Origin of the sequence: Cupriavidus sp. P-10 (assembly GCF_003402535.2) — a bacterium.
Taxonomy (GTDB): domain Bacteria; phylum Pseudomonadota; class Gammaproteobacteria; order Burkholderiales; family Burkholderiaceae; genus Cupriavidus.
The window spans coordinates 1498663-1517673 of the sequence record NZ_AP025170.1 but is presented as its reverse complement, the minus strand read 5'-3'; the positions used below and the strand labels follow the sequence as shown (position 1 = coordinate 1517673).

Genomic DNA, 19011 nt, shown 5'->3' with positions numbered 1-19011 from the left:
CGACATTACCCCCCGTCAGTCGAGTTCGATATTCGCCGCCTTGATCACCTCGGCCCAGCGGCGCGTTTCCGCCTGGACGAATTTCGCCGCCTTGTCCGGCGTGGAATCGGTGATCGGCTGCACGCCGATCTTTTCCATACGCTGGCGCACCTCCGGATCCTTGACGGTCGCCTGCAAGGCTGTGCTGATCTTGTGGATGACAGGGGCGGGCGTGCCGCGCGGCACCATCACCATGTTCCACAGCGACGTCTCGTAGTTGCCATAGCCGGCCTCCTTCATCGTTGGCACGTTCGGCAGCACGCTGGAGCGCGTCGACGTGGTCACCGCCAGTGCCTTGAGCCGGCCCGACTGGATCATCGGCGCGGCGGTAGACACGCCATCGGTGATGAACTGCACATCGCCCGAGATCACTGACTGGATCGCCTGGCTTGCACCGCGGAACGGCACGTGGGTGAGGCTGAGGTGCTCCTGGTACTGCAGCAGCTCGACCGCCATATGGACCGCGCTGCCCTTGCCCGCCGAGCCGTAGCTGTATTTGCCGGGGTTCTTCCTGATGTCCTCGACCAGCTCCTTCGCGGTATTGGCCTTCACCGACGGGTTCACCGCCAGCACCATCGGCACGGCCGCGACCACGGAGACCGGCACCAGGTCATTGACCGAGTCGTAGGGCAGCTTCTTGTACAGCGTGGCATTGATGGCATGCGAGCTGGTGCCGAACAGCAGCGTGTAGCCGTCCGCCGGGCTCTTGGCCACGGCCTCGGTCGCGATGGTGCCACCGGCGCCGGCCTTGTTCTCGACCACGATCGGCTGGCCGAGCAGCGCGCCAAGCTTGTTGGCAACCAGCCGCGCCACGACATCGGTGCTGCCGCCGGCGGCAAAGCCGACGACCATGCGCACGGGGTGGTCAGGATAAGCGGCATCGGCAGGCGCACCGGATACGACGAGCGCACCGATCCCCACTTGGGCAAGCAAGCGTTTCATTGTCTCTTCCACGGGTAGTTATGGTCAGGCGTGTCGCGGCATGGCGGCACCCGTTGAGACGATGGTAGCGAGCTAGCTTTCGGATGGTGAAATAGAAAATTCCGCTGCTGCCATCACGCGCCGGCATGCCTGGGGCTTGTACTGCCGTGTTTACCCGTAATGGGTCCGTGGGCGCAAACATGGCCTCGGCAGGCCGCAAATGCAAGCATGCCGCACGGCTTTCGCCGTGCGGCATGCTGGTTGCCTGCGTGCGCTGGCCGAGGCCGGGCGCGCTCAGTCGGCCTCCGACTCAGTCGGCCTCGATCTTCATCGTCTTCAGCAGCGGCTGCCACTTGTCGCTTTCGGCCTTGAGCCAGGTCTTCAGCCCCTCCGGCGTCTGCTTGTCGGCGGGCACGATCTCGGCGCCCAGGTCATCGAGGCGCTTGGCGACCACCGGATCCTTCAGTGCCTGCTGCAATGCCTTGTTCAGCCGCGCCACCACGGCCGGCGGCGTGCCCTTGGGCGCGTAGACACCATGCCAGACCTTCATGGAAAAGCCCTTCAATCCGCCCTCCTGCAGCGTCGGCGCATTGGGCAGCGCCTTGATGCGATTGGGGGTCGTCACGCCATACAGCTTGACGCGGTTGGCGTTGATATGCGGCAACGTGGAGGTGGTCTGGTCGCACAGCAGGTCGACCTGGCCGCCCAGCAGGGCCGTCATCGCGGGCCCCGTCCCCTGGTACGGGACAGCGGTCATCTTGACGTGCAACGCTTCCTCGAACAACAGGCCGCACAGTTGCGACACGGCGCCGAGGCCGGCATTCGCCAGCGACACCTTGTCCTTGTTCTGCGACACGTACTTCACCAGTTCGGCCGCATTGGCCGGCGGCAGGTCCTTGCGGCCGAGCAGCGTCATCGGCACATCGGCAACCTGTCCGATATATTCAAAATCCTTCAGCGGGCTGTACGACAGCTTCTTGTACAGCGCCGGCGCGGTGGCCATGCCGTTGTGATGGATCAGGATGGTGTAGCCATCCGGCTGCGCGCGCGCCACGAACGCCGCCCCGACGGTCCCGCCAGCGCCCAGGCGGTTTTCCACCACCACGCTCTGGCCCAGGTCTTTGGACATCGCCTGGCCGAGTGCGCGCGACACGACATCGGTGGGCCCGCCTGCCGAGAACGGCACCACCAGCGTGATCGGCTTGGACGGATAGGCATCCGCAGCCTGCACCCCGCCGGCGAACGCCAGGCCAAGCGCTCCGACCACCATCCATTGCCAACCCTTGCCCTTGCCCTGTACCTGCATTGCTTGCGTCGCCATCGTTGCCGTCTCCATGCTGCCGGCACCTGCGCGCCGGTCTGTTATCGATCGGCCGCCAGATTGCAGGACAAGGCTACGGCTGGCTATCCGGATTTCCCGAAAGGGCCATATGGCAAAACCGAATGCACGGCGGACATCGGGGGACTGGCAAGCATGCCGCGGCGGCAAGCCGCGCATGGCAGGGCGTCACTGGCAGGCGCGAGGCTCTTTCGCCCGGATGCGCCCAAGCGCCTTGAGGAAACGGTAACCCTGGAGCGTGACCTGCGGCCGGCTGACGCTGGGCCCGACCCGTTCCAGCGTAATCAGCTGGTGCGCGAGCAGCGCTTCCACGTCGGTTCGTTCCAGTTCGGGCGGGTCGATGCTGTCGTTGACAAGGACCAGGGTGGCAAACTCGTGATGACTCAGCACAGGCGTCTCCTCGGCAAACAGGGGTAGTGTCTTGCAACGGGACTGCGCTAACGCCGCCGGAAGCCGGTCTGGTGGTGCAGACGTCGTTGCCGGGGCGAGGGACTGGCTGGCGGCGCTTACCGTTTGCGCCGCGAAAGTCCATCTTAGTCGGTCAGCCGGGACTGTTCAATACCAGATGCGGAATGGCTGACCGCTGCATATCCTCACATTGCCCTGCCAGCCGGCGCTCGCGCGTCGCGGCGCAACATGGCGACGCAAGGGCTATGTGCGACCGATTGGTCGGTATGCGATTTCCCGCCGCGCCCGCGGCTTGATCGCCGGCAGTCAAGGCCTGATTACGGACACCAGCTCCAGCCATGCACACACCTTCTTCCATTGCCATCGGCAAACGCCTCGCGCCGCCGCGCTTCCTGGTGTGCGGCGCCATCCTGATCGTCGCGACCGGCGCCGCGGCAGCGCTCGGCGCGCAGCTGCGCATCGCGCTGCTGATCGGCTTCGATATCGCCGCCCTGGTCTTCCTTGGCGCAGCACTGCCGCTGTTGCGTGCCGATGCCGCCGCGATGCGGCGCACCGCAGAGCTCAACGACGCCAACCGGCCCGCGCTGCTGGCCATCACCGTGCTGCTGTCGATGGTCATCCTGGTATCGATCGGCACGCTGGTCGCGCGCCCGGAGACGCCACACTGGATGGATGTCGCGCTGATCGTCGCCACGCTGATCCTGTCCTGGCTCTTCGCCAATACCGTCTTCACGCTGCACTATGCGCATCTCTTCTACCTGCAGTCTCCCACCGGCGACCGGCGCGGGCTGGAGGTGCCCGGCGTGCGGGAGCCCAGCTACTGGGACTTCCTGTATTTCAGTTTCACGCTGGGCATGACGTTCCAGACGTCGGACATCACTATCCACGGCGCGCATATGCGCAAGGTGGCGCTGGCGCACTGCATGGCCGCGTTCCTGTTCAACATGGGAATCCTGGCGTTCACCGTGAACGCGCTCGGCGGCTTGTAGCACGGGACGTCCATCTTCATCTGTCTGACATATACGCCCGCCAGAATCCGTGACGTCATTCAAGCCACGGAGTCGTCATGACCCACACAATTGAAGTCCGCGGGCTCTCCAAATCGTTCCGCGCGGACCGCAAGGCGCTTGACGAGGTCACGCTGCGCGTTGCCCCCGGCGAAATGGTTGCACTGCTGGGTGCCTCGGGATCGGGCAAGTCGACGCTGCTGCGCCATATGGCCGGCTTCGTCACCGCCGATGCCGGCGAGATCCTGGTCAACGGCCGCCCGGTGCAGCGCAATGGCCGCCTGGCCCGCAACGTGCGCCAGGTGCGCGGCGAGATCGGCTTCGTCTTCCAGCAGTTCAACCTGGTGGGCCGGCTGCCGGTGATCACCAATGTGCTGGTCGGCATGCTGGCCCGCATCCCCAAATGGCGCAGCCTGTTCCGTATCTTCAAGGCCGATGAACTACGCGCCGGCCTCGATGCGCTTGCCCAGGTTGGTATAGACGACTATGCGTTTCAGCGCGCCTCGACGCTGTCGGGCGGCCAGCAGCAACGCGCGGCCATCGCGCGCACGCTGGTGCAGAACGCGCGCGTGATCCTGGCCGACGAGCCGATTGCCTCGCTCGACCCGGAATCGTCGCGCCGCGTGATGTCGCTGCTCACGCAGATCAACCGCACGCGCAAGGTGGCGGTGGTGGTATCGCTGCACCAGGTGGACGTGGCCATGCGCTACTGCCCGCGCGTGGTGGCGCTGCGCCACGGCAAGGTGGTCTATGACGGCCCCTCGGCGGCGCTGACGCCGGCCATGCTGCGCGACCTGTACGGCACCGAGGCCGACGAGCTGCTGCACGATGCCGCAACGGATGCGGACGAAACCGCCCCGGCAATGCCCGCGCCCGCGATGGTCACGATGAACCTGGCGGCGGCCTGAGCGCCGCCCCGCCCACGCAGTCTTCTCCCCCCAAGCTTCCCAATCGGAGTTATCCATGCTTCGCAGAACCTTTGTCGCCGTCGTCGCTTCTGGCCTGGTCGCCCTGCCCGCCTTCGCCCAGGACGCCAAGAGCCTGAGCATCGGCTTTATCTCGACGGAATCGTCCTCGAACCTGAAAAGCGCCTGGCAGCCGCTGATCGACGATCTCAGCAAGACGCTGGGCGTGACGGTCAAGCCGTTCTTCGCCTCGGACTATGCCGGCATCATCGAAGGCATGCGCTTCAACAAGGTCCAGATCGCCTGGTTCGGCAACAAGTCCGCGATGGAAGCGGTGGACCGCGCCAACGGCGAAGTGTTCGCCTCGGTGATCGACAAGGACGGCAACCCGGGCTACTGGTCGCTGCTGATCGTCAACAAAGACAGCGACATCAAGAGCGTCGAGGACGTGATCAAGCGCGGCAAGGAGCTGAGCTACGGCGCCGGCGATCCCAACTCTACCTCCGGTACCGCGGTGCCGGGCTTCTACCTGTGGACCGCCAACAAGGTCGAGCCGAAAACGCTGTTCAAGGCGGTGCGCATCGGCAACCACGAAGCCAACCTGCTGTCGGTGCTGAACAAGCAAGTTGACGTGGCGGTGAACAACACCGAGAACATGGAGCGCTACCGCATCAACACGGGCAAGAATCCCTATGACCAGGTACGCGTGCTGTGGAAGTCGCCGCTGATCCCGGCCGATCCGATGGTCTACCGCAAGGACCTGTCGCCCGAGCTGAAGAAGAAGATCCAGACCTTCTTCGTCAACTATGGCAAAGGTACCGACGCCGCGCGCGAAAAGCAGGTGCTGGCCACGCTGACCTACCAGGGCTTCCGCACCTCCAGCGACGCGCAGCTGGTGCCGATCCGCCAGATCGAACTGGCGCGCGAGAAGGCCAAGATCGAGACCGACACCACGCTGGCCGCCGCCGACAAGGACAAGCGCCTCGCCGACGTCTCGCGCCGCCTGGCCGAGCTGGACAAGGCCGCTGCCGCGACCAGCGCGCAATAAGCTGTTTTGCCTTGGGCCGGCTTGTTGCCGACCCAAGGCCGCTACTTCCTCACATGCTTCAAACCGGATTGCCCATGACCGCCACCGCCACGCCCGGCCTGCCCCCCTCGCGTCAAAATCCTGTCCGGCCGCCGCGCACGTCCCTTGCCATGATGCTGACCTGGGCGGTCGTGCTGGCCTTGCTTGCGCTGTCCTGGCAAGGCGCCGACATGCGCCCGATGGACCTGCTGCGCGATTCCGACAACATGGCGAAATTCGCCGCCGATTTCTTCCCGCCCGACTTCCGCGACTGGCGCCACTACCTGGACGAGATGCTGGTTACTGTCCAGATCGCCTTGTGGGGCACGGCCATGGCGGTCGCGCTGGCGGTGCCGCTGGGCCTGCTGTGCTCGGCCAATATTGTGCCGGTGTGGGTCTACCAGCCGGCGCGCCGCATCATGGACGCTTGCCGCGCCATCAACGAGATGGTGTTCGCGATGCTGTTTATCGTCGCCGTCGGCCTGGGGCCGTTCGCTGGTGTGCTGGCGATCTGGATCCACACCACGGGCGTGCTGGCCAAGCTCTTTGCCGAAGCGGTCGAGGCGATCGACCCGCGGCCGGTCGAAGGCGTGCGCGCCACCGGCGCCGGTCCGATCGAAGAGATCGTCTACGGTGTGATTCCGCAGGTGTTGCCGCTGTGGCTGTCGTTTGCGCTGTATCGCTTCGAGTCGAATGTACGGTCGGCTTCGGTGGTGGGCATTGTCGGCGCCGGCGGCATCGGCACCGTGCTTTGGGAAATCATCCGCAGCTTCCAGTATGGGCAGACCTGCGCGGTGATGATCATCATCATCCTGTTTGTGTCGGCCATCGATATTATTTCTGCGCAGATCCGCAAGGTGCTGGTGTAATCCTATGCTGATGCGTTCCCGCTCCGAGGACTGTTCCGCTGCTCCTGCCCTTGCCTTGCGCGAGGTGCGGGGGTCCGATGCGGAGTTGCGGCACCTTTCCGCACTGCTTGCCTCAATGGATGGCGAGCCGCCGTTGTCTCTGGCGACGATGCGTGAGCGCTATGCGACCATGCGGCGCTATCCGGACTATCGCTGCTACATGATGGTGGATGCTGACGAGATTCCACTTGGCACGTTTTGTTTGCTGGTGTTTCCTGTGATCGTTCATGACGGGCGGCCAGAGGCGATTGTCGAGGCCGTGGTGGTCGCGCCGCACGCGCGTGGCATGGGAGTTGGCAAGGCGATGATGCAGCAGGCTATGCGGCTGGCGCGTGAGGCTGGGGCTGGGAAGCTGGCGCTTTCGTCCAATGCGCGGCGGTTACAGGCGCATCGGTTTTATCGGGGGCTTGGGTTTATTGAGCATGGCGTTAGTTTTAGTGTTGGGCTTTGAGGCGCGGCTGTGGATGTTGGTGACATGCTGTCGGGTTTTGAAGCGCCGGGGTCGCTGCTGGGGGTTTTGAAGCGCCGTTATCGCTGCTGGTGACATGCTGTCGGCCTTTGAACCGCCCGGTTCCGCCCTCCTGGGCGGTCGCGGTGCCAGCCTGCTACGCCAGGTGAGTGAATGTCGGTGCCTGGCGAATACCCACTTTTGAACAATCCCCAGGACGGGTGTAGGCCGCCTGCTGCCTGCGGTATCGCATCATCGCCTACGGCTGCGCTGCGCGCGGCTCAGTCTCGCGGATGAGGTGCCCTGGCACGAACGCATCGCTTCGCTCGCTAGGCGGCGACGGCAATGACCAGAGAGAGATCGGCCGCTCTGCCACGTTAGGGCCCGCGCGTAGCGCAGCCGAAGGCGTCCCACCAATATCGCATGCAGCAGGCGGCCTACGCCCGGCATGGGGATTGTTCAAGAGCCGGTTAACGCAGGCACGATCCCTAACTCACATAGCGTTAGCAGGTTCGAACGGGCACCCAAGCTAAACGGAAATCACCACCGCCCGAACCACCCACGCCGCCAAATTGATAGCCAGCCGCTCAGGCGACGCGCTTTTTGGTTACTTTTTGGCGCTCGGCCAAAAAGTGACCCGCCCAGCAGGGCGGAACCAGGCGGTTCAAAGGCCGACAGCATGTCACCAGCAGCGATCACGGCGCTTCAAAGGCCGACAGCATGTCACCAGCAGCGACCCCGGCGCTTCAAAGCCCGACAGCATGTCACAACCTTGAGCCACAGTGGCAGGACCGAGCTAATCCCCTCCCACCCCCACCACCCGCGCCAAATCATCCGCCGACGCCCGCAACGCCCCACTGTTATCAATCTCTACCAACAAACATCCATCAGGAACATCAAACGCCTGCCCGGCCCGCACAAGCCGCCGTGCGATGGCCTCCTCTGACTCACGCCCGCGCTGACGCAGGCGCGCAGCCAGCACCTCCGGCTTGACCCGCACATGGATAGCGCAAAGTTTGGGATAGCGCGCCACCGCCTGCGGCAGATACTCCCGCGAGCCGTTGACGATCACCGTCAGTCCCGCAGCCAGCCACTGCTCGATCTCGACCCCAATCCCGTAATGCAACCCATGGCTGTGCCAGTTCAGCGCCAGGCACCCAAGCGCCCGCCGGCGCTGAAACTCATCAGGACTAAGTGCCACCGACGCTTCGTTGGCATCTGCCTCCCGCGTGATATAGCGATGCGCCACCACGACGCGATCATCAGGCCCCAACCGCTCGCGCAACGCGCGCAGCAGCGAATCCTTGCCGCTGCCGGACGGCCCCATCACGTAAAACAGGCCACTGCCGTCAGTTTTGATTCGCGTACTCATGCGTCCAGGTACGCCGCACCGGCGCCATCGTTGATGCTGCCATCGAAGCCATAGTGGCGCCCGACGATAAAGTCATCGCCAGCCTGCGGCTGCACGAACACGCTGATGCCGTCGACATGCAGCGGCACTTCCGGCAGCTTGCCCACCACAGCGGACAGGCGTGCCAGTGCAGCGGCCTCGCTGGCGGCATCAAGCATGCCGGTCAGCGTGATATGAAAGACAAAGGTCTCGAACACGTACGGATAGCCCCACGCATCGAGCATCCGGCGTTGCGCCTCGTTCAGCTGTTCCGGCTTGCGCCGTGCCAGTTCCGCCGCGCCGGGCGGCGCCCGGAAGCGCTCGAATGCCAGCACACTGTCATCGGCCAGCGCCTGCATCGGCGAGGAAGCTTCGGCCAGGCACCATGCGACAAAGCCACGCAGCGAGTGCAGCGCCAACGGCGCGTCGAACGCTTCGCGGCCGCGCGCGAAAGCGCGGGCTGCGGCGTCGAGCTGCGTGGCGTCGATGCCGTCGGCAAGCCGGAATGGTGGCTTCAGCGTGGCATGGAGGCCGTAGTGGGCCGGCGCCCGCACCCACTCCGGAGGCGGCGCAGTGAATGCGGCAGGCACCAGCGGAGCCGCGCCCGTATCGGCATCGCGGCCAAGCCACTGGTTGCCGAAGGTACGAAACGGCTCAGCCGGCGCCAGGTATATCGCGTAACGGTGTGCATGCATGGTCATGCCGCCAGTGTACCGGCGTCGGCAAGATCGACCAGCAGTGGCATCGCCGCCGCATGCTTCAGCTCGCCATTGACGATAGTGGCGCAGACGCGCGGCGCGCCCGGCTGGCGGTCATCGACCAGGATCGCATCGGCCCGCAGGCCCGCGGCCAGCATGCCACGATCGCGCAGTCCGGCGGCGCGCGCGGGATTGCGCGACACCAGTTGCCACGCACCCTGCAGGTCGAGCATGCCCAGTTGCGCCAGGCGCAGCGCGGCTTGCAGCGGCGCCGGGTAGTAGTAGTCGGAGGCAAGCACCGTGCACAGGCCGGCGGCCACCATCTCGGTCGCGTTGGGCGCGCCGGTGTGGCTGGTGCCGCGCACCACGTTGGGCGCGCCAAACACGATGTCGTCGCCGAGCTGGCGCGCCAGCGTGGCAGCGTCGATGGTCAGCGGAAACTCGGCAATGCGGCAGCCACGGCGGTGATAGTGCTGGCGCGTGGCCACGTCCGGGTCGTCATGCGACGCGACCGGCAGCCCGGCCGCGCGCGCCGCGGCGATAAGGCGAGCCATCGCCTCCGGCACTTCCTGCGCATTGGCGCTGGCTGCGCGCAGCCGCCGGCGGAAGGTCTCGACGTCACACTCGGCGCGTTCGGCGTATTGCCGCAACTTGCCTTCGTCCGCCATGCGGCGCGCCATCATCGGCAGGTGGTCGTTGATGGCGAGCAGCCCGACACGGCCTTCGGCGATCCAGGCCAGCGCGGTTTCGACGCCGGCGAGGTGGAATGCCTCGAAGCGCAGGTGTACCTTGTGCCCGGCGCCAAGCACGGGAGCTGCCTGTGCGAGCGCTTCGAACATGCGCAGCGCATACGCTTCGCCGCGCAACCCGCCTTCCCATGACAGGGTCACGCCATGGAACTCGGTGGTAATCCCGTTGGCCAGCAACTGGCGGTCCACGTCGAGCAGCGCACCCGCGTACGGGAAGCTGACGCCCGGGCGCGGCATCACCGCGCGCTCGAACGCGTCGCCGTGGATATCGACGATGCCGGGCAGCACCAGCAGGTCGCCTGCGTCAAGCCACAGGCCGGATGCGGGCGGATGCGGGGCAACGATGCCGTCGTGCCAGCCGAGCGTGGCCGGGCCCAGGCCCGCTGCGCCAAGCACGCGGCGCCCCGTGATGCCGCTCAGTTGCGGCGCTTGGGTAGGAATGATCGTATGCATGGTCAGCACGTTAGCGCCGGCAGATGACAGACAGATGTCTAGACCAATGCGCGCAGCGTCCGTGCGGCCTCAGTCCAGCCTCAGTCGCTGTCGGAAACCGTCAGCTGGACCCAGTCGCCGGCGAAGCGTGTCACGCTGTACTGCACCGGCGCGCCGTCGATATCGACGTTGAGCGCCTCCACCTGCAGCACCGGGCGAGTCTTGGGCTGGTTCAGCAGCCGTGCCACCGGAGCGCTGGGCATGGCGGCGGTAATGCGCGACCACTTGCGCGTGTAGTCCGCGATGCCGAAGTGCGCGAGCGCGCGCGACACCGATTGCTGCGCGCGCAGCACCTCGTCGAGGCCCGGGAAGCGCTTCGGATCGAAATAGTGCTCGGCAACGTCGATGGTGCGGGCCTCGGCCTGCCCGCGCATCTGCACGTGCAAGACCGGCGCCGTGCGCGCCAGCCCCAGGTGGCGTGCGATCTCCGGTGCGCGCAGTTCCTGGCAGCCGATGATCTCGGTATGCCCGCGCATCCCCTGCGCGGCCAGGTTCCGCGAAAAGCGCGTGCGCCGCCCGATCGCGTAGTCGATCGCATGCTCCTGCACGAAAGTGCCGCGCCCCTGCTCGATGCGCACCAGCCCGCTCAGTTCCAGCTCGCCCATGGCGCGCCGGATGGTGTGCCGGTTCACGGCGAAGCGTGTCGCCAGCTCCGGCTCCGGCGGCAGTTGCTCACCGGGCTGGTACAGCTTGTTGCGGATGTCGTCCGCCAGCGCCTCGCCGATCTGGCGCCAGACTGCCACGCCGGAACCCCGTTCTACTTCCCGATCAGACATCCTGCCCTCTTGTCATCAAGCGTTCATTGGTGCCATGCGATTGTGCCCGAGTTATGCCGGCATGGCGTGTTGCCCGACTAGTGCCGCACACCGTCACGAAACGTTCATCTGCCTGTGGTCTAGTAGCGGCGTGTTCACGTTGTGACATCTAAACGTATAGACGTATAGGGGTGATGATGCAAAGCGAAAACGCCGGTCCGGCAACGACCGATGCGAACGCGGCCCGCGCTGCCTGGCTGCGAATCCTGGCGATGGCGCCAACCGAGGCGCTCGATGCGGCCTACGCGCGACTGGGCCAGTCAGCGGCCCTGCCCGCGTGGCGCCTGCTGCGCAAGCCGGAGTCCGGCATGGCGATGGTGCGGGCGCGTGCCGGCGGCACCGGCGCGCAGTTCAACCTCGGCGAGATCACGGTCACGCGCTGCGCGGTCGTGCTGGAAGACGGCGATGCCGGCGGCACCGTGGGTGTTGCCTATGTACAAGGCCGCAGCACACAGCACGCGCAGCATGCCGCGGTGCTGGATGCGCTGCTGCAGCGCCCGGCGTGGCACCGGCGCGTGCACGACGCCGTGCTGGCGCCGCTGGCCGACGCCCATGCCGCGCGCACGGCGCAGCAGGCCGCCGTCGCCGCGCAGACGCGCGTGGAGTTCTTCACCATGGTCCGGGGAGAGGACTGACATGACATCCGCCCAATCCTCCGCAACGCCGGTGCTGTCCGCCGCCACCTCGCTGGTGCCTGGCTTTGACAACCCGGTCGACGATGCACAGCAGGTATTCCGCGCCACGCTGCATGCCTTCGCCCATCCCGGACAAATCCAGTCCCTGCCGGTGACCAGCGGCCTGCCCGACGGCCTGTCGCCGGCGCTGGCCGCGCTGCTGCTGACGCTGGCCGATCCCGATACCCCGGTGTGGTTGCCCGCGGGCGTGCCCGCCGCGGCGCGCGCGTTCCTGCGCTTCCATTGCGGTTGTCCGCTGACCGACGACCTCCGCGCCGCCACCTTCGTGTGCGTGCCCGCCGGCCACGCCATGCCGGCGCTGGCAGAGTGCGCGCAGGGCGAGTCCGCTTTCCCGGACCGCTCGGCCACGCTGTTGGTGGAAGTCGCTTCGCTGGACGACGGCGACACCTTCACGCTGTGCGGCCCCGGCATCGAGCACACGCAAACGCTGCGCGTGGCCGGCCTGCCGGCGGACTTCCGCGGCGCCTGGCGCGCCAACAACGCCGGCTTTCCGCTGGGCGTCGACCTGTTGCTCGCCAGCGGCGACCGGTTCTGCGCGCTGACGCGCACCACGCAGATGGAGGCCTGACATGTATGTAGCCGTCAAAGGTGGCGAACGCGCCATCCTGAATTCCTACCAGATGCTCGACGCCTACCGCCGCGGCGACACGGCGCTGCCGGAGCTGACGCTGGCGCAGATCCGCGAGCAGATGCCGCTGGCCGTGTCGCGCGTGATGGCCGAGGGCTCGCTGTACGACCCGCACCTGGCCGCGCTGGCGCTGAAGCAGGCCGCCGGCGACCAGATCGAGGCGGTGTTCCTGTTGCGCGCGTATCGGACCACGCTGGCGCGCTTTGGCTATACGGTGCCTGTCGATACCGGCGCGATGCGCCTGCAGCGCCGGATTTCGTCGACCTTCAAGGACGTGCCCGGCGGCCAGGTACTCGGGCCGACCTATGACTACACGCAGCGCCTGCTGGACTTTTCACTCGAAGCCGGCCGCGAGCCCGCGCCGCTGCCGCCATCGGCCGAGCCGCTGCCCGCCAGCATGCCGCGCGTGACCGGCTTGCTGGAAGCGGAACAACTGGTCGAAGCCGACGAGATCCCCGTGGGCGACCCCGCCCCGCCCGACCTGACGCGCGAACCGCTGACCTTCCCCGCCAGCCGCGCCGCGCGCCTGCAGAACCTGGCGCGCGCCGATGAAGGCTTCCTGCTGTCGATGGGCTATTCCACGCAGCGCGGCTATGGCAACTCGCACCCGTTCGCGGCGGAAATCCGCTATGGCACCGCCGAGGTCGAACTGTTTGTCGAAGAGCTCGGCTTCGCGGTGACGATCGGCGAGATCGAACTGACCGAATGCCAGATGGTCAGCCAGTTCGCCGGCAACGCCGACGAAGCGCCGCGCTTCACGCGTGGCTACGGCCTGGTGTTCGGCTACAACGAGCGCAAGGCCATGTCGATGGCGCTGACCGATCGCGCCATGCGCGCCGCCGAACTGGGCGAAGCCGCCGACGCCCCGGCCAACGATATCGAATTCATGCTGTACCACAGCGACAACGTCGAGGCCTCCGGCTTCGTGCAACACCTGAAGCTGCCGCACTACGTGGACTTCCAGGCCAACCTGGAACTGCTGCGCCGCCTGCGCGGCGAGCAGGCAGGCACGATCACAACCGCAGCGCCGGCGGGGTCGCAACCTGAATCGCAACCCCGGCCCCAGCCGCAAGAGGAGTCGCTGGCATGACCACCGCGAACGCATCCGCCACCACGGGCATCGCCCGCGACGAACACTACAACTTCGGGTACCTCGACGAATCGACCAAGCGCATGCTGCGCCGCGCGCTGCTCAAGGCCGTGGCGATTCCCGGCTACCAGGTCCCGTTCGGCAGCCGCGAAATGCCGCTGCCCTATGGCTGGGGCACCGGCGGCATCCAGGTCACCGCGGCCATTATCGGCAAGCCTGACATGCTCAAGGTGATCGACCAGGGTTCCGACGACACCACCAACGCCATCAATATCCGCCGCTTCTTCGGCCGCGTGACCGGCGTGCAGACCACCGAGCGCACCGCCGAGGCCACCATCATCCAGACCCGCCACCGCATTCCGGAAACGCCGTTGCGCGCGGGCCAGACCATGGTGTTCCAGGTGCCGATCCCCGAGCCGCTGCGCTGGCTGGAGCCGAGCGAGACCGAGACCCGCACCATGCACGCGCTGTCGGAGTACGGCGCGATGCACGTCAAGCTCTATGAAGACGTCGCCCATCACGGGCATATCGCCACCACTTACGACTATCCCGTGATCGTCAACCAGCGCTACATGATGCGGCCGTCGCCGATTCCCAAGTTCGACAACCCCAAGCTCGACCGCAGCCCTGCGCTGATGCTGTTCGGCGCCGGGCGCGAGAAGCGCGTCTATGCCGTGCCGCCTTACACCTCGGTAAAGAGCCTGGACTTCGCCGACCACCCGTTCACGGTCGAGAAGTGGACCAGTTGCTGCGCCCAGTGCGGCGCCACCGACAGCTACCTGGACGAGATCATCACCGACGATGCCGGCACGCGCATGTTCGTGTGCTCGGACACCGAGTACTGCGCGGACCGCCAGGCCGAGCAAGCCCTCAAGGCCGCCGCAGGAGGTGCACGATGAGCGCGACCCCGCTGCTGTCGGTGCGCGACCTGACGCGCACCTGGGACGGCCTGCATGGCTGCCATGACGTCAGCTTCGACCTCTATCCCGGCGAGGTGCTGTGCGTGGTCGGCGAATCCGGCTCTGGCAAGAGCACGCTGCTGCAGGCCCTGTCGATGCAGGCGCCACCGCAGCGCGGCAGCGTCAGCTACGACATGCGCGAGTCCGGCCTGGCCGACCTCGCCACGCTGTCGAGCGCGCGCATGCGGCTGCTGGCCCGCACTGACTGGGGCTTCGTGCGCCAGCATGCCCGCGACGGCCTGCGCATGCAGGTCAGCGCGGGCGCCAATATCGCCGAGCGGCTGATGGCCGTGGGCGAGCGACACTACGGCAACCTGCGCGAAGTCGCCGGAAGCTGGCTCGAGAAAATGGAGATCGACCTCGCGCGCCTGGACGACGTGCCCGGCACGTTCTCGGGCGGCATGCAGCAGCGCCTGCAGATCGCGCGCAACCTGGTCACGCATCCTCGGCTGGTGTTCATGGACGAGCCTACTGCCTCGCTCGATGTCTCGGTGCAGGCGCGCCTGCTCGACCTGTTGCGCCGGCTGGTGTCCGACCTGGGCCTGGCCGCGGTGCTGGTCACGCACGACCTCGCCGTGGCGCGCCTGCTCGCGCACCGCACGCTGGTGATGCAGGGCGGCCGCGTGGTCGAGCAAGGCCTGACCGACCAGATCCTCGACGACCCGCAGCACCCGTACACGCAGTTGCTGGTCTCCTCCATCCTGCAAGGCTGACGACATGCAAGCAGACAATGCACAGAAACTGGTCGAGGTCCGCGGCCTCGGCAAGATGTTTACGCTGCACAACCAGGGGGGCATCCGCCTGCCGGTGCTGAGCGCGATCGACTTCGACGCCGCGCGCGGCGAATGCCTGGTACTGTCGGGTCCGTCCGGCACGGGCAAGAGCACGCTGCTGCGCTGCCTGTACGGCAACTACCTGGCGACCGAAGGCAGCATCCGCCTGCGCGACACCAGCGCCGACGGCGAGCCGTGGGTCGAGCTTAACAACGCCCCCGAACAGCGCGTACTGAAGCTGCGCCGCGATGTTATCGGCTATGTCAGCCAGTTCCTGCGCGCCATCCCGCGCGTGTCGGCGCTGGACGTGGTGGCCGATCCGCTGCAACAGCGCGGCACCAGCCATGAAGAAGCCCGCGCCCGCGCCGAGGTGCTGCTGGGACGCCTGAATCTGCCGCGCCGGCTGTGGGAACTGCCGCCGGCCACGTTCTCCGGCGGCGAGCAGCAGCGCGTCAACATTGCACGCGGCCTGATCGGCGGGCACCCCATCCTGCTGCTCGACGAGCCCACCGCCTCGCTCGATGCCGACAACCGCGCGGTCGTGGTCGAACTGATCCGCGAGGCGCTGGCCGAAGGCCGCGCGCTGATCGGCATCTTCCACGACGAGGCGGTACGCGACGCCGTGGCCACGCGCCTGCTGCCGCTGCAGCCTGCCACTGCCCTCGCCGGCCAGTAACTGTCAGAACAACGGAGCCGGACATGCCTGCAACCTACCTCACGCACGCCACCGTGGTATTGCCCGACCGCGTGCTGCACGACAGCGCGCTGCTGATCGATGACGGCCATATCGCCGCCATCGAGCCTGCCGCCGCGCCCGCGCACGCCGAGGTGATCGACCTGCGCGGCCACACCCTGATGCCGGGGCTGGTCGACGTGCATTGCGATGCCATCGAGAAAGAGGTCGAGCCGCGCGCCAACGTGCTGTTTCCGCTGGACTTCGCCGTGGCCCAGGTCGACCGCCGCAACGCCGCCGCCGGCATCACCACGCCGTACCATGCGCTGTCCTTTGCCGGCAACCACTTCGGCGTGCGCAACGTCGACACCGCCGCCACGCTGGTGCGTACCCTAGCCGCGTTCCGCCGCCACAGCCTGGTCGATAACCGCATCCACTGCCGCTATGAAGTGACCGACGCCGGCGCCGTGCCGGTGCTGGAAATGCTGATGGCCGAGGGCGTGGTCGACCTGCTGTCGGTGATGGACCATTCGCCGGGCCAGGGCCAGTTCAAGACGCTGGACGCCTACCTTGCCTACATGATGGGCAACCACGGCATGACCCGCGAGGAAGCCGCCGATGCCGCCGACAAGAAAGCTGCCGCACTGGACGGCGCGCACGAGCGCGTCAACCGGCTGGTGGCACAGGCGCACCGTCTCGGCATCCCCACGGCCAGCCATGACGACGATTCGCCCCAGCGCATCGCAGCCATGCAGGCGCTGGGCGTGCGCATGAGCGAGTTCCCGATCAACCTGGAGACTGCGCAAGCCGCCTGCGCGCAAGCGCTGCCGACCATCCTGGGCGCACCCAACGTACTGCGCGGCAAGAGCCAGAGCGGCTCGATGCGGGCGATCGACGCCATCCACGCCGGCGTCGGCACCATCCTGTGCTCGGACTACCAGCCCTCTACGCTGATCGCCGCCGCCTATGCCGCGGCACGGCAGGCTGAACTGCCACTGAACGAAGCGCTGGCGCTGGTGACGGCAAACCCGGCGGAAGCCTGCCTGCTGCGCGACCGCGGGCGCCTGGCGCCGGGACTGCGCGCCGACGTGATTGCCGTGGCCAGCGTGGCCGGCCAGCCGCTGGTCACCCATACGTGGTCGGCGGGGCGGATGGTGTTTGCGGCAGGGTATCCCACGGGCCGGGCCGAGGCCGGCGCGGCAACCCGGCCGGAATCCGTGCCCGAAGCAGCCTGAAGCGGCCTGGAGCGACAGGAAGCGACCGGAAGCGACCCAAGGCGGTGTCCGCGAGGACATCGCTACGGCAAAGCATCCGCCGGCAATACGCTCAGCCCCGACGCACTGGTCGACATGCTCCTGCGCTGGCTCCTGAGCACACCGTTTTCGTCGAACTCGAACAGCACCATCGACGAGCGGATGGAGCCGCCGGCGAACAGCGGGCCGATGAAGGGGATGAAGCTCTCTGGATGCGGCCGGGAGGCCGCGAAGGAATAGACCAGGATGATCGACCCGTTGCTCAGCGTCGTCTCCGAGGTCGGCTTGCCGAGTTGCCCGGTCACGTCGTCAAGCGTGGAGAAGCCGAGCATGAAGTTTTCCAGATGCTCCTGCCGGACGTCGACGCCCGTCGAAACGCAGGCAGCCAGCATTGCGCTGGCCGCGATCAGGGCGTGAACACGCTTCATGTCGTCACCGCCATACGGTTGTGCGTGGCTGGGGCCGTGATGCCAGCGTAGCCCGCATTGCGTCCGGCATGCCCGTTCTCAAAGCATAGTCCTTCCACGCCGCGTTGATCCGGGACTTCCTCCGCAGCGCGCCGTCCAGACGGGCTGCCCCAGCATTGCAGGTGCCCCCGGCGCCATTTCCGGCGCGCATCCTGTCGTACACTAGGCACTGACGTCACACTGGCGTCACAACTGTGTCCTGCGGCTCCAGATTCGTACTGCCCGCCTTGACTCTGCTCAAGCCTTTATCCGCCGAGAGCTAGCAAACTGGCATCCATGACTTTTCCTACCTCGCCATCCGGCACGCCCCGTGCCGCCGATGCTGGTCAATCCAGCGCATCCTCCGGGTCTCATCGCACCCTGCCCTTGCCGCGCGGCCGCTTTGGGTGGATCACCGGCATCGTCAGCTGGATCGTGCTGGTTGCCAGCACCCTGTTCTGGTGCGCGCTGTTGTTCCCGCTGGCGCTGCTGAAGCTGGCGCTGCCGTTCGCCGCGGTCCGCCGGCGCATCGATCCCATGCTGAACGGGATTGCCACGGCGTGGATTTCCTGTACGTCCGGCTGGTTCGCGCGCATCCAGCAGGCGCCGTGGGATATCCAGGGCAATACCGGGCTGCGCTATGCGGACTGGTACCTGGTCAACTGCAACCACCAGTCGTGGGCCGATATCTTTGTGCTGCAGCGCGCGCTGAACCGGCGCATCCCGTTGCTGAAGTTTTTCCTGAAGCAGCAGTTGATCTACGTGCCGGTGATCGGGCTGGCCTGGTGGGCGCTGGACTTCCCGTTCATGAAACGGCATGGCAAGGCGGAACTGCGCCGCAACCCTGCGCTGCGGCGCCAGGACCAGGAAACGGCGCGGCGCGCGTGCGAGAAATTTTCGCTGGTGCCGACCAGTGTGATGGTATTTGCCGAAGGCACGCGCTTTACCGAGGCCAAGCGTGCGGCGCAGGCCTCGCCATACCGCCACCTGCTGAAGCCCAAGGCAGGCGGGCTGGCGGTGGCGCTGAATGCAATGGGAACGCGCTTCCGCTCGATGATCGACGTGACCATCGCCTATCCCGACGGCGTGCCGAGCTTCTGGGACCTGGCTTGCGGCCGCGCCGGCATGGTGGTGGTGCGCATGCACCAGTTGCCGGTGCCGCCTTCGTTCTGCGAGGCCGACTACGCCACCAACAAGGCGTTCCGCACCGAGTTCCATCACTGGCTGGCACAGCAGTGGCAGGACAAGGACGACGAGATCGAGGACTTGACGACCGGGCGCGCTGGCTGACCGCGCGCGCATTGCCCGG

21 protein-coding genes are annotated in these 19011 nt (G+C 66.7%); 13 read left to right on the top strand and 8 right to left on the bottom strand.

What is annotated here, in order from left to right:
• Positions 1-15 precede the first annotated feature (15 nt).
• The 3 genes from CTP10_RS07030 to CTP10_RS07020 form a co-directional block, all read right to left on the bottom strand.
• Positions 16-981, bottom strand: a complete 966-nt coding sequence (locus tag CTP10_RS07030) for a Bug family tripartite tricarboxylate transporter substrate binding protein (protein WP_116323291.1) — start codon at positions 979-981, stop codon at positions 16-18.
• Positions 982-1270: 289 nt separating this feature from the next.
• Complete coding sequence (locus tag CTP10_RS07025; RefSeq protein ID WP_233528426.1) at positions 1271-2230, bottom strand: tripartite tricarboxylate transporter substrate-binding protein; 960 nt, start codon at positions 2228-2230, stop codon at positions 1271-1273.
• Between the two features lie 237 nt (positions 2231-2467).
• Positions 2468-2689 carry a hypothetical protein gene (locus CTP10_RS07020; protein ID WP_116323292.1) on the bottom strand — a complete coding sequence of 74 codons (222 nt, stop codon included), beginning with the start codon at positions 2687-2689 and terminating at the stop codon, positions 2468-2470.
• A 356-nt stretch (positions 2690-3045) separates the two neighbouring features.
• On the opposite strand from CTP10_RS07020, the gene CTP10_RS07015 reads away from it, so the two are divergent.
• The 5 genes from CTP10_RS07015 to CTP10_RS06995 all read left to right on the top strand — a co-directional run bounded on the left by CTP10_RS07015 (position 3046) and on the right by CTP10_RS06995 (position 7044).
• Positions 3046-3696 (top strand): DUF1345 domain-containing protein, encoded by a 651-nt coding sequence (locus CTP10_RS07015; protein WP_116323293.1) that lies wholly within the window; start codon positions 3046-3048, stop codon positions 3694-3696.
• A 77-nt stretch (positions 3697-3773) separates the two neighbouring features.
• Positions 3774-4622: a phosphonate ABC transporter ATP-binding protein gene (gene phnC / locus CTP10_RS07010; RefSeq protein WP_116323294.1), complete on the top strand. Its 849-nt coding sequence runs from the start codon at positions 3774-3776 to the stop codon at positions 4620-4622.
• Positions 4623-4677: 55 nt separating this feature from the next.
• Positions 4678-5667 (top strand): phosphonate ABC transporter substrate-binding protein, encoded by a 990-nt coding sequence (gene phnD / locus CTP10_RS07005; RefSeq protein ID WP_116323295.1) that lies wholly within the window; start codon positions 4678-4680, stop codon positions 5665-5667.
• A gap of 74 nt (positions 5668-5741) precedes the next feature.
• On the top strand, positions 5742-6554 hold the full coding sequence (gene phnE / locus CTP10_RS07000) for a phosphonate ABC transporter, permease protein PhnE (RefSeq protein ID WP_116323296.1): 813 nt from the start codon (positions 5742-5744) through the stop codon (positions 6552-6554).
• Between the two features lie 4 nt (positions 6555-6558).
• A complete protein-coding gene (locus CTP10_RS06995) occupies positions 6559-7044 on the top strand; it encodes a GNAT family N-acetyltransferase (RefSeq protein ID WP_317921457.1) in 486 nt (161 codons plus the stop codon).
• 793 nt (positions 7045-7837) lie between these two features.
• On the opposite strand, the gene phnN is transcribed toward CTP10_RS06995, so the two are convergent.
• From phnN to phnF, 4 genes are all read right to left on the bottom strand, one after another.
• On the bottom strand, positions 7838-8413 hold the full coding sequence (gene phnN, locus CTP10_RS06990; RefSeq protein WP_116320927.1) for a phosphonate metabolism protein/1,5-bisphosphokinase (PRPP-forming) PhnN: 576 nt from the start codon (positions 8411-8413) through the stop codon (positions 7838-7840).
• A complete protein-coding gene (locus CTP10_RS06985; protein WP_116320928.1) occupies positions 8410-9132 on the bottom strand; it encodes a DUF1045 domain-containing protein in 723 nt (240 codons plus the stop codon). Before CTP10_RS06985 ends, phnN begins: the two co-directional genes overlap by 4 nt.
• A complete protein-coding gene (locus tag CTP10_RS06980; RefSeq protein WP_116321066.1) occupies positions 9129-10331 on the bottom strand; it encodes an alpha-D-ribose 1-methylphosphonate 5-triphosphate diphosphatase in 1203 nt (400 codons plus the stop codon). Before CTP10_RS06980 ends, CTP10_RS06985 begins: the two co-directional genes overlap by 4 nt.
• Before the next feature lie 80 nt (positions 10332-10411).
• A complete protein-coding gene (phnF, locus tag CTP10_RS06975) occupies positions 10412-11146 on the bottom strand; it encodes a phosphonate metabolism transcriptional regulator PhnF (RefSeq protein WP_116320929.1) in 735 nt (244 codons plus the stop codon).
• A 173-nt stretch (positions 11147-11319) separates the two neighbouring features.
• On the opposite strand from phnF, the gene phnG reads away from it, so the two are divergent.
• The 7 genes from phnG to CTP10_RS06940 are packed head-to-tail and all read left to right on the top strand — an operon-like array spanning position 11320 to position 17238.
• A complete protein-coding gene (gene phnG, locus CTP10_RS06970) occupies positions 11320-11820 on the top strand; it encodes a phosphonate C-P lyase system protein PhnG (protein WP_116320930.1) in 501 nt (166 codons plus the stop codon).
• Position 11821: 1 nt separating this feature from the next.
• Positions 11822-12448 (top strand): phosphonate C-P lyase system protein PhnH, encoded by a 627-nt coding sequence (gene phnH / locus CTP10_RS06965; RefSeq protein ID WP_116320931.1) that lies wholly within the window; start codon positions 11822-11824, stop codon positions 12446-12448.
• A gap of 1 nt (position 12449) precedes the next feature.
• Positions 12450-13598, top strand: a complete 1149-nt coding sequence (locus CTP10_RS06960; protein WP_116320932.1) for a carbon-phosphorus lyase complex subunit PhnI — start codon at positions 12450-12452, stop codon at positions 13596-13598.
• Entirely contained in the window at positions 13595-14497 is a 903-nt protein-coding gene (locus CTP10_RS06955; RefSeq protein WP_116320933.1) for an alpha-D-ribose 1-methylphosphonate 5-phosphate C-P-lyase PhnJ, read from the top strand. Before CTP10_RS06960 ends, CTP10_RS06955 begins: the two co-directional genes overlap by 4 nt.
• Positions 14494-15270 (top strand): phosphonate C-P lyase system protein PhnK, encoded by a 777-nt coding sequence (gene phnK / locus CTP10_RS06950; protein WP_116320934.1) that lies wholly within the window; start codon positions 14494-14496, stop codon positions 15268-15270. Before CTP10_RS06955 ends, phnK begins: the two co-directional genes overlap by 4 nt.
• Before the next feature lie 4 nt (positions 15271-15274).
• Positions 15275-16006, top strand: coding sequence for a phosphonate C-P lyase system protein PhnL (gene phnL, locus CTP10_RS06945; RefSeq protein ID WP_116320935.1), 732 nt, complete (start codon positions 15275-15277; stop codon positions 16004-16006).
• A 23-nt stretch (positions 16007-16029) separates the two neighbouring features.
• Complete coding sequence (locus CTP10_RS06940; RefSeq protein ID WP_116320936.1) at positions 16030-17238, top strand: alpha-D-ribose 1-methylphosphonate 5-triphosphate diphosphatase; 1209 nt, start codon at positions 16030-16032, stop codon at positions 17236-17238.
• Positions 17239-17300: 62 nt separating this feature from the next.
• Here the strand turns inward: CTP10_RS06940 and CTP10_RS06935 are convergent, their stop codons facing one another.
• Complete coding sequence (locus tag CTP10_RS06935) at positions 17301-17684, bottom strand: hypothetical protein (protein WP_116320937.1); 384 nt, start codon at positions 17682-17684, stop codon at positions 17301-17303.
• A gap of 405 nt (positions 17685-18089) precedes the next feature.
• Between CTP10_RS06935 and CTP10_RS06930 the strand changes: the two genes are divergently transcribed.
• The gene (locus CTP10_RS06930; RefSeq protein WP_116320938.1) at positions 18090-18992 is read left to right on the top strand and encodes an acyltransferase; all 903 of its coding nucleotides are present in this window, start codon (positions 18090-18092) and stop codon (positions 18990-18992) included.
• Positions 18993-19011 lie beyond the last annotated feature (19 nt).

Coding starts and splice junctions, on each gene's coding strand:
- CTP10_RS07030 (WP_116323291.1), bottom strand. CDS start 981: ATGAAACGCTTGCTTGCCCAAGTGGGGATCGGTGCGCTCGTCGTATCC.
- CTP10_RS07025 (WP_233528426.1), bottom strand. CDS start 2,230: ATGGTGGTCGGAGCGCTTGGCCTGGCGTTCGCCGGCGGGGTGCAGGCT.
- CTP10_RS07015 (WP_116323293.1), top strand. CDS start 3,046: ATGCACACACCTTCTTCCATTGCCATCGGCAAACGCCTCGCGCCGCCG.
- phnC (WP_116323294.1), top strand. CDS start 3,774: ATGACCCACACAATTGAAGTCCGCGGGCTCTCCAAATCGTTCCGCGCG.
- phnD (WP_116323295.1), top strand. CDS start 4,678: ATGCTTCGCAGAACCTTTGTCGCCGTCGTCGCTTCTGGCCTGGTCGCC.
- phnE (WP_116323296.1), top strand. CDS start 5,742: ATGACCGCCACCGCCACGCCCGGCCTGCCCCCCTCGCGTCAAAATCCT.
- CTP10_RS06995 (WP_317921457.1), top strand. CDS start 6,559: ATGCTGATGCGTTCCCGCTCCGAGGACTGTTCCGCTGCTCCTGCCCTT.
- phnN (WP_116320927.1), bottom strand. CDS start 8,413: ATGAGTACGCGAATCAAAACTGACGGCAGTGGCCTGTTTTACGTGATG.
- CTP10_RS06985 (WP_116320928.1), bottom strand. CDS start 9,132: ATGACCATGCATGCACACCGTTACGCGATATACCTGGCGCCGGCTGAG.
- CTP10_RS06980 (WP_116321066.1), bottom strand. CDS start 10,331: ATGCATACGATCATTCCTACCCAAGCGCCGCAACTGAGCGGCATCACG.
- phnF (WP_116320929.1), bottom strand. CDS start 11,146: ATGTCTGATCGGGAAGTAGAACGGGGTTCCGGCGTGGCAGTCTGGCGC.
- phnG (WP_116320930.1), top strand. CDS start 11,320: ATGATGCAAAGCGAAAACGCCGGTCCGGCAACGACCGATGCGAACGCG.
- phnH (WP_116320931.1), top strand. CDS start 11,822: ATGACATCCGCCCAATCCTCCGCAACGCCGGTGCTGTCCGCCGCCACC.
- CTP10_RS06960 (WP_116320932.1), top strand. CDS start 12,450: ATGTATGTAGCCGTCAAAGGTGGCGAACGCGCCATCCTGAATTCCTAC.
- CTP10_RS06955 (WP_116320933.1), top strand. CDS start 13,595: ATGACCACCGCGAACGCATCCGCCACCACGGGCATCGCCCGCGACGAA.
- phnK (WP_116320934.1), top strand. CDS start 14,494: ATGAGCGCGACCCCGCTGCTGTCGGTGCGCGACCTGACGCGCACCTGG.
- phnL (WP_116320935.1), top strand. CDS start 15,275: ATGCAAGCAGACAATGCACAGAAACTGGTCGAGGTCCGCGGCCTCGGC.
- CTP10_RS06940 (WP_116320936.1), top strand. CDS start 16,030: ATGCCTGCAACCTACCTCACGCACGCCACCGTGGTATTGCCCGACCGC.
- CTP10_RS06935 (WP_116320937.1), bottom strand. CDS start 17,684: ATGAAGCGTGTTCACGCCCTGATCGCGGCCAGCGCAATGCTGGCTGCC.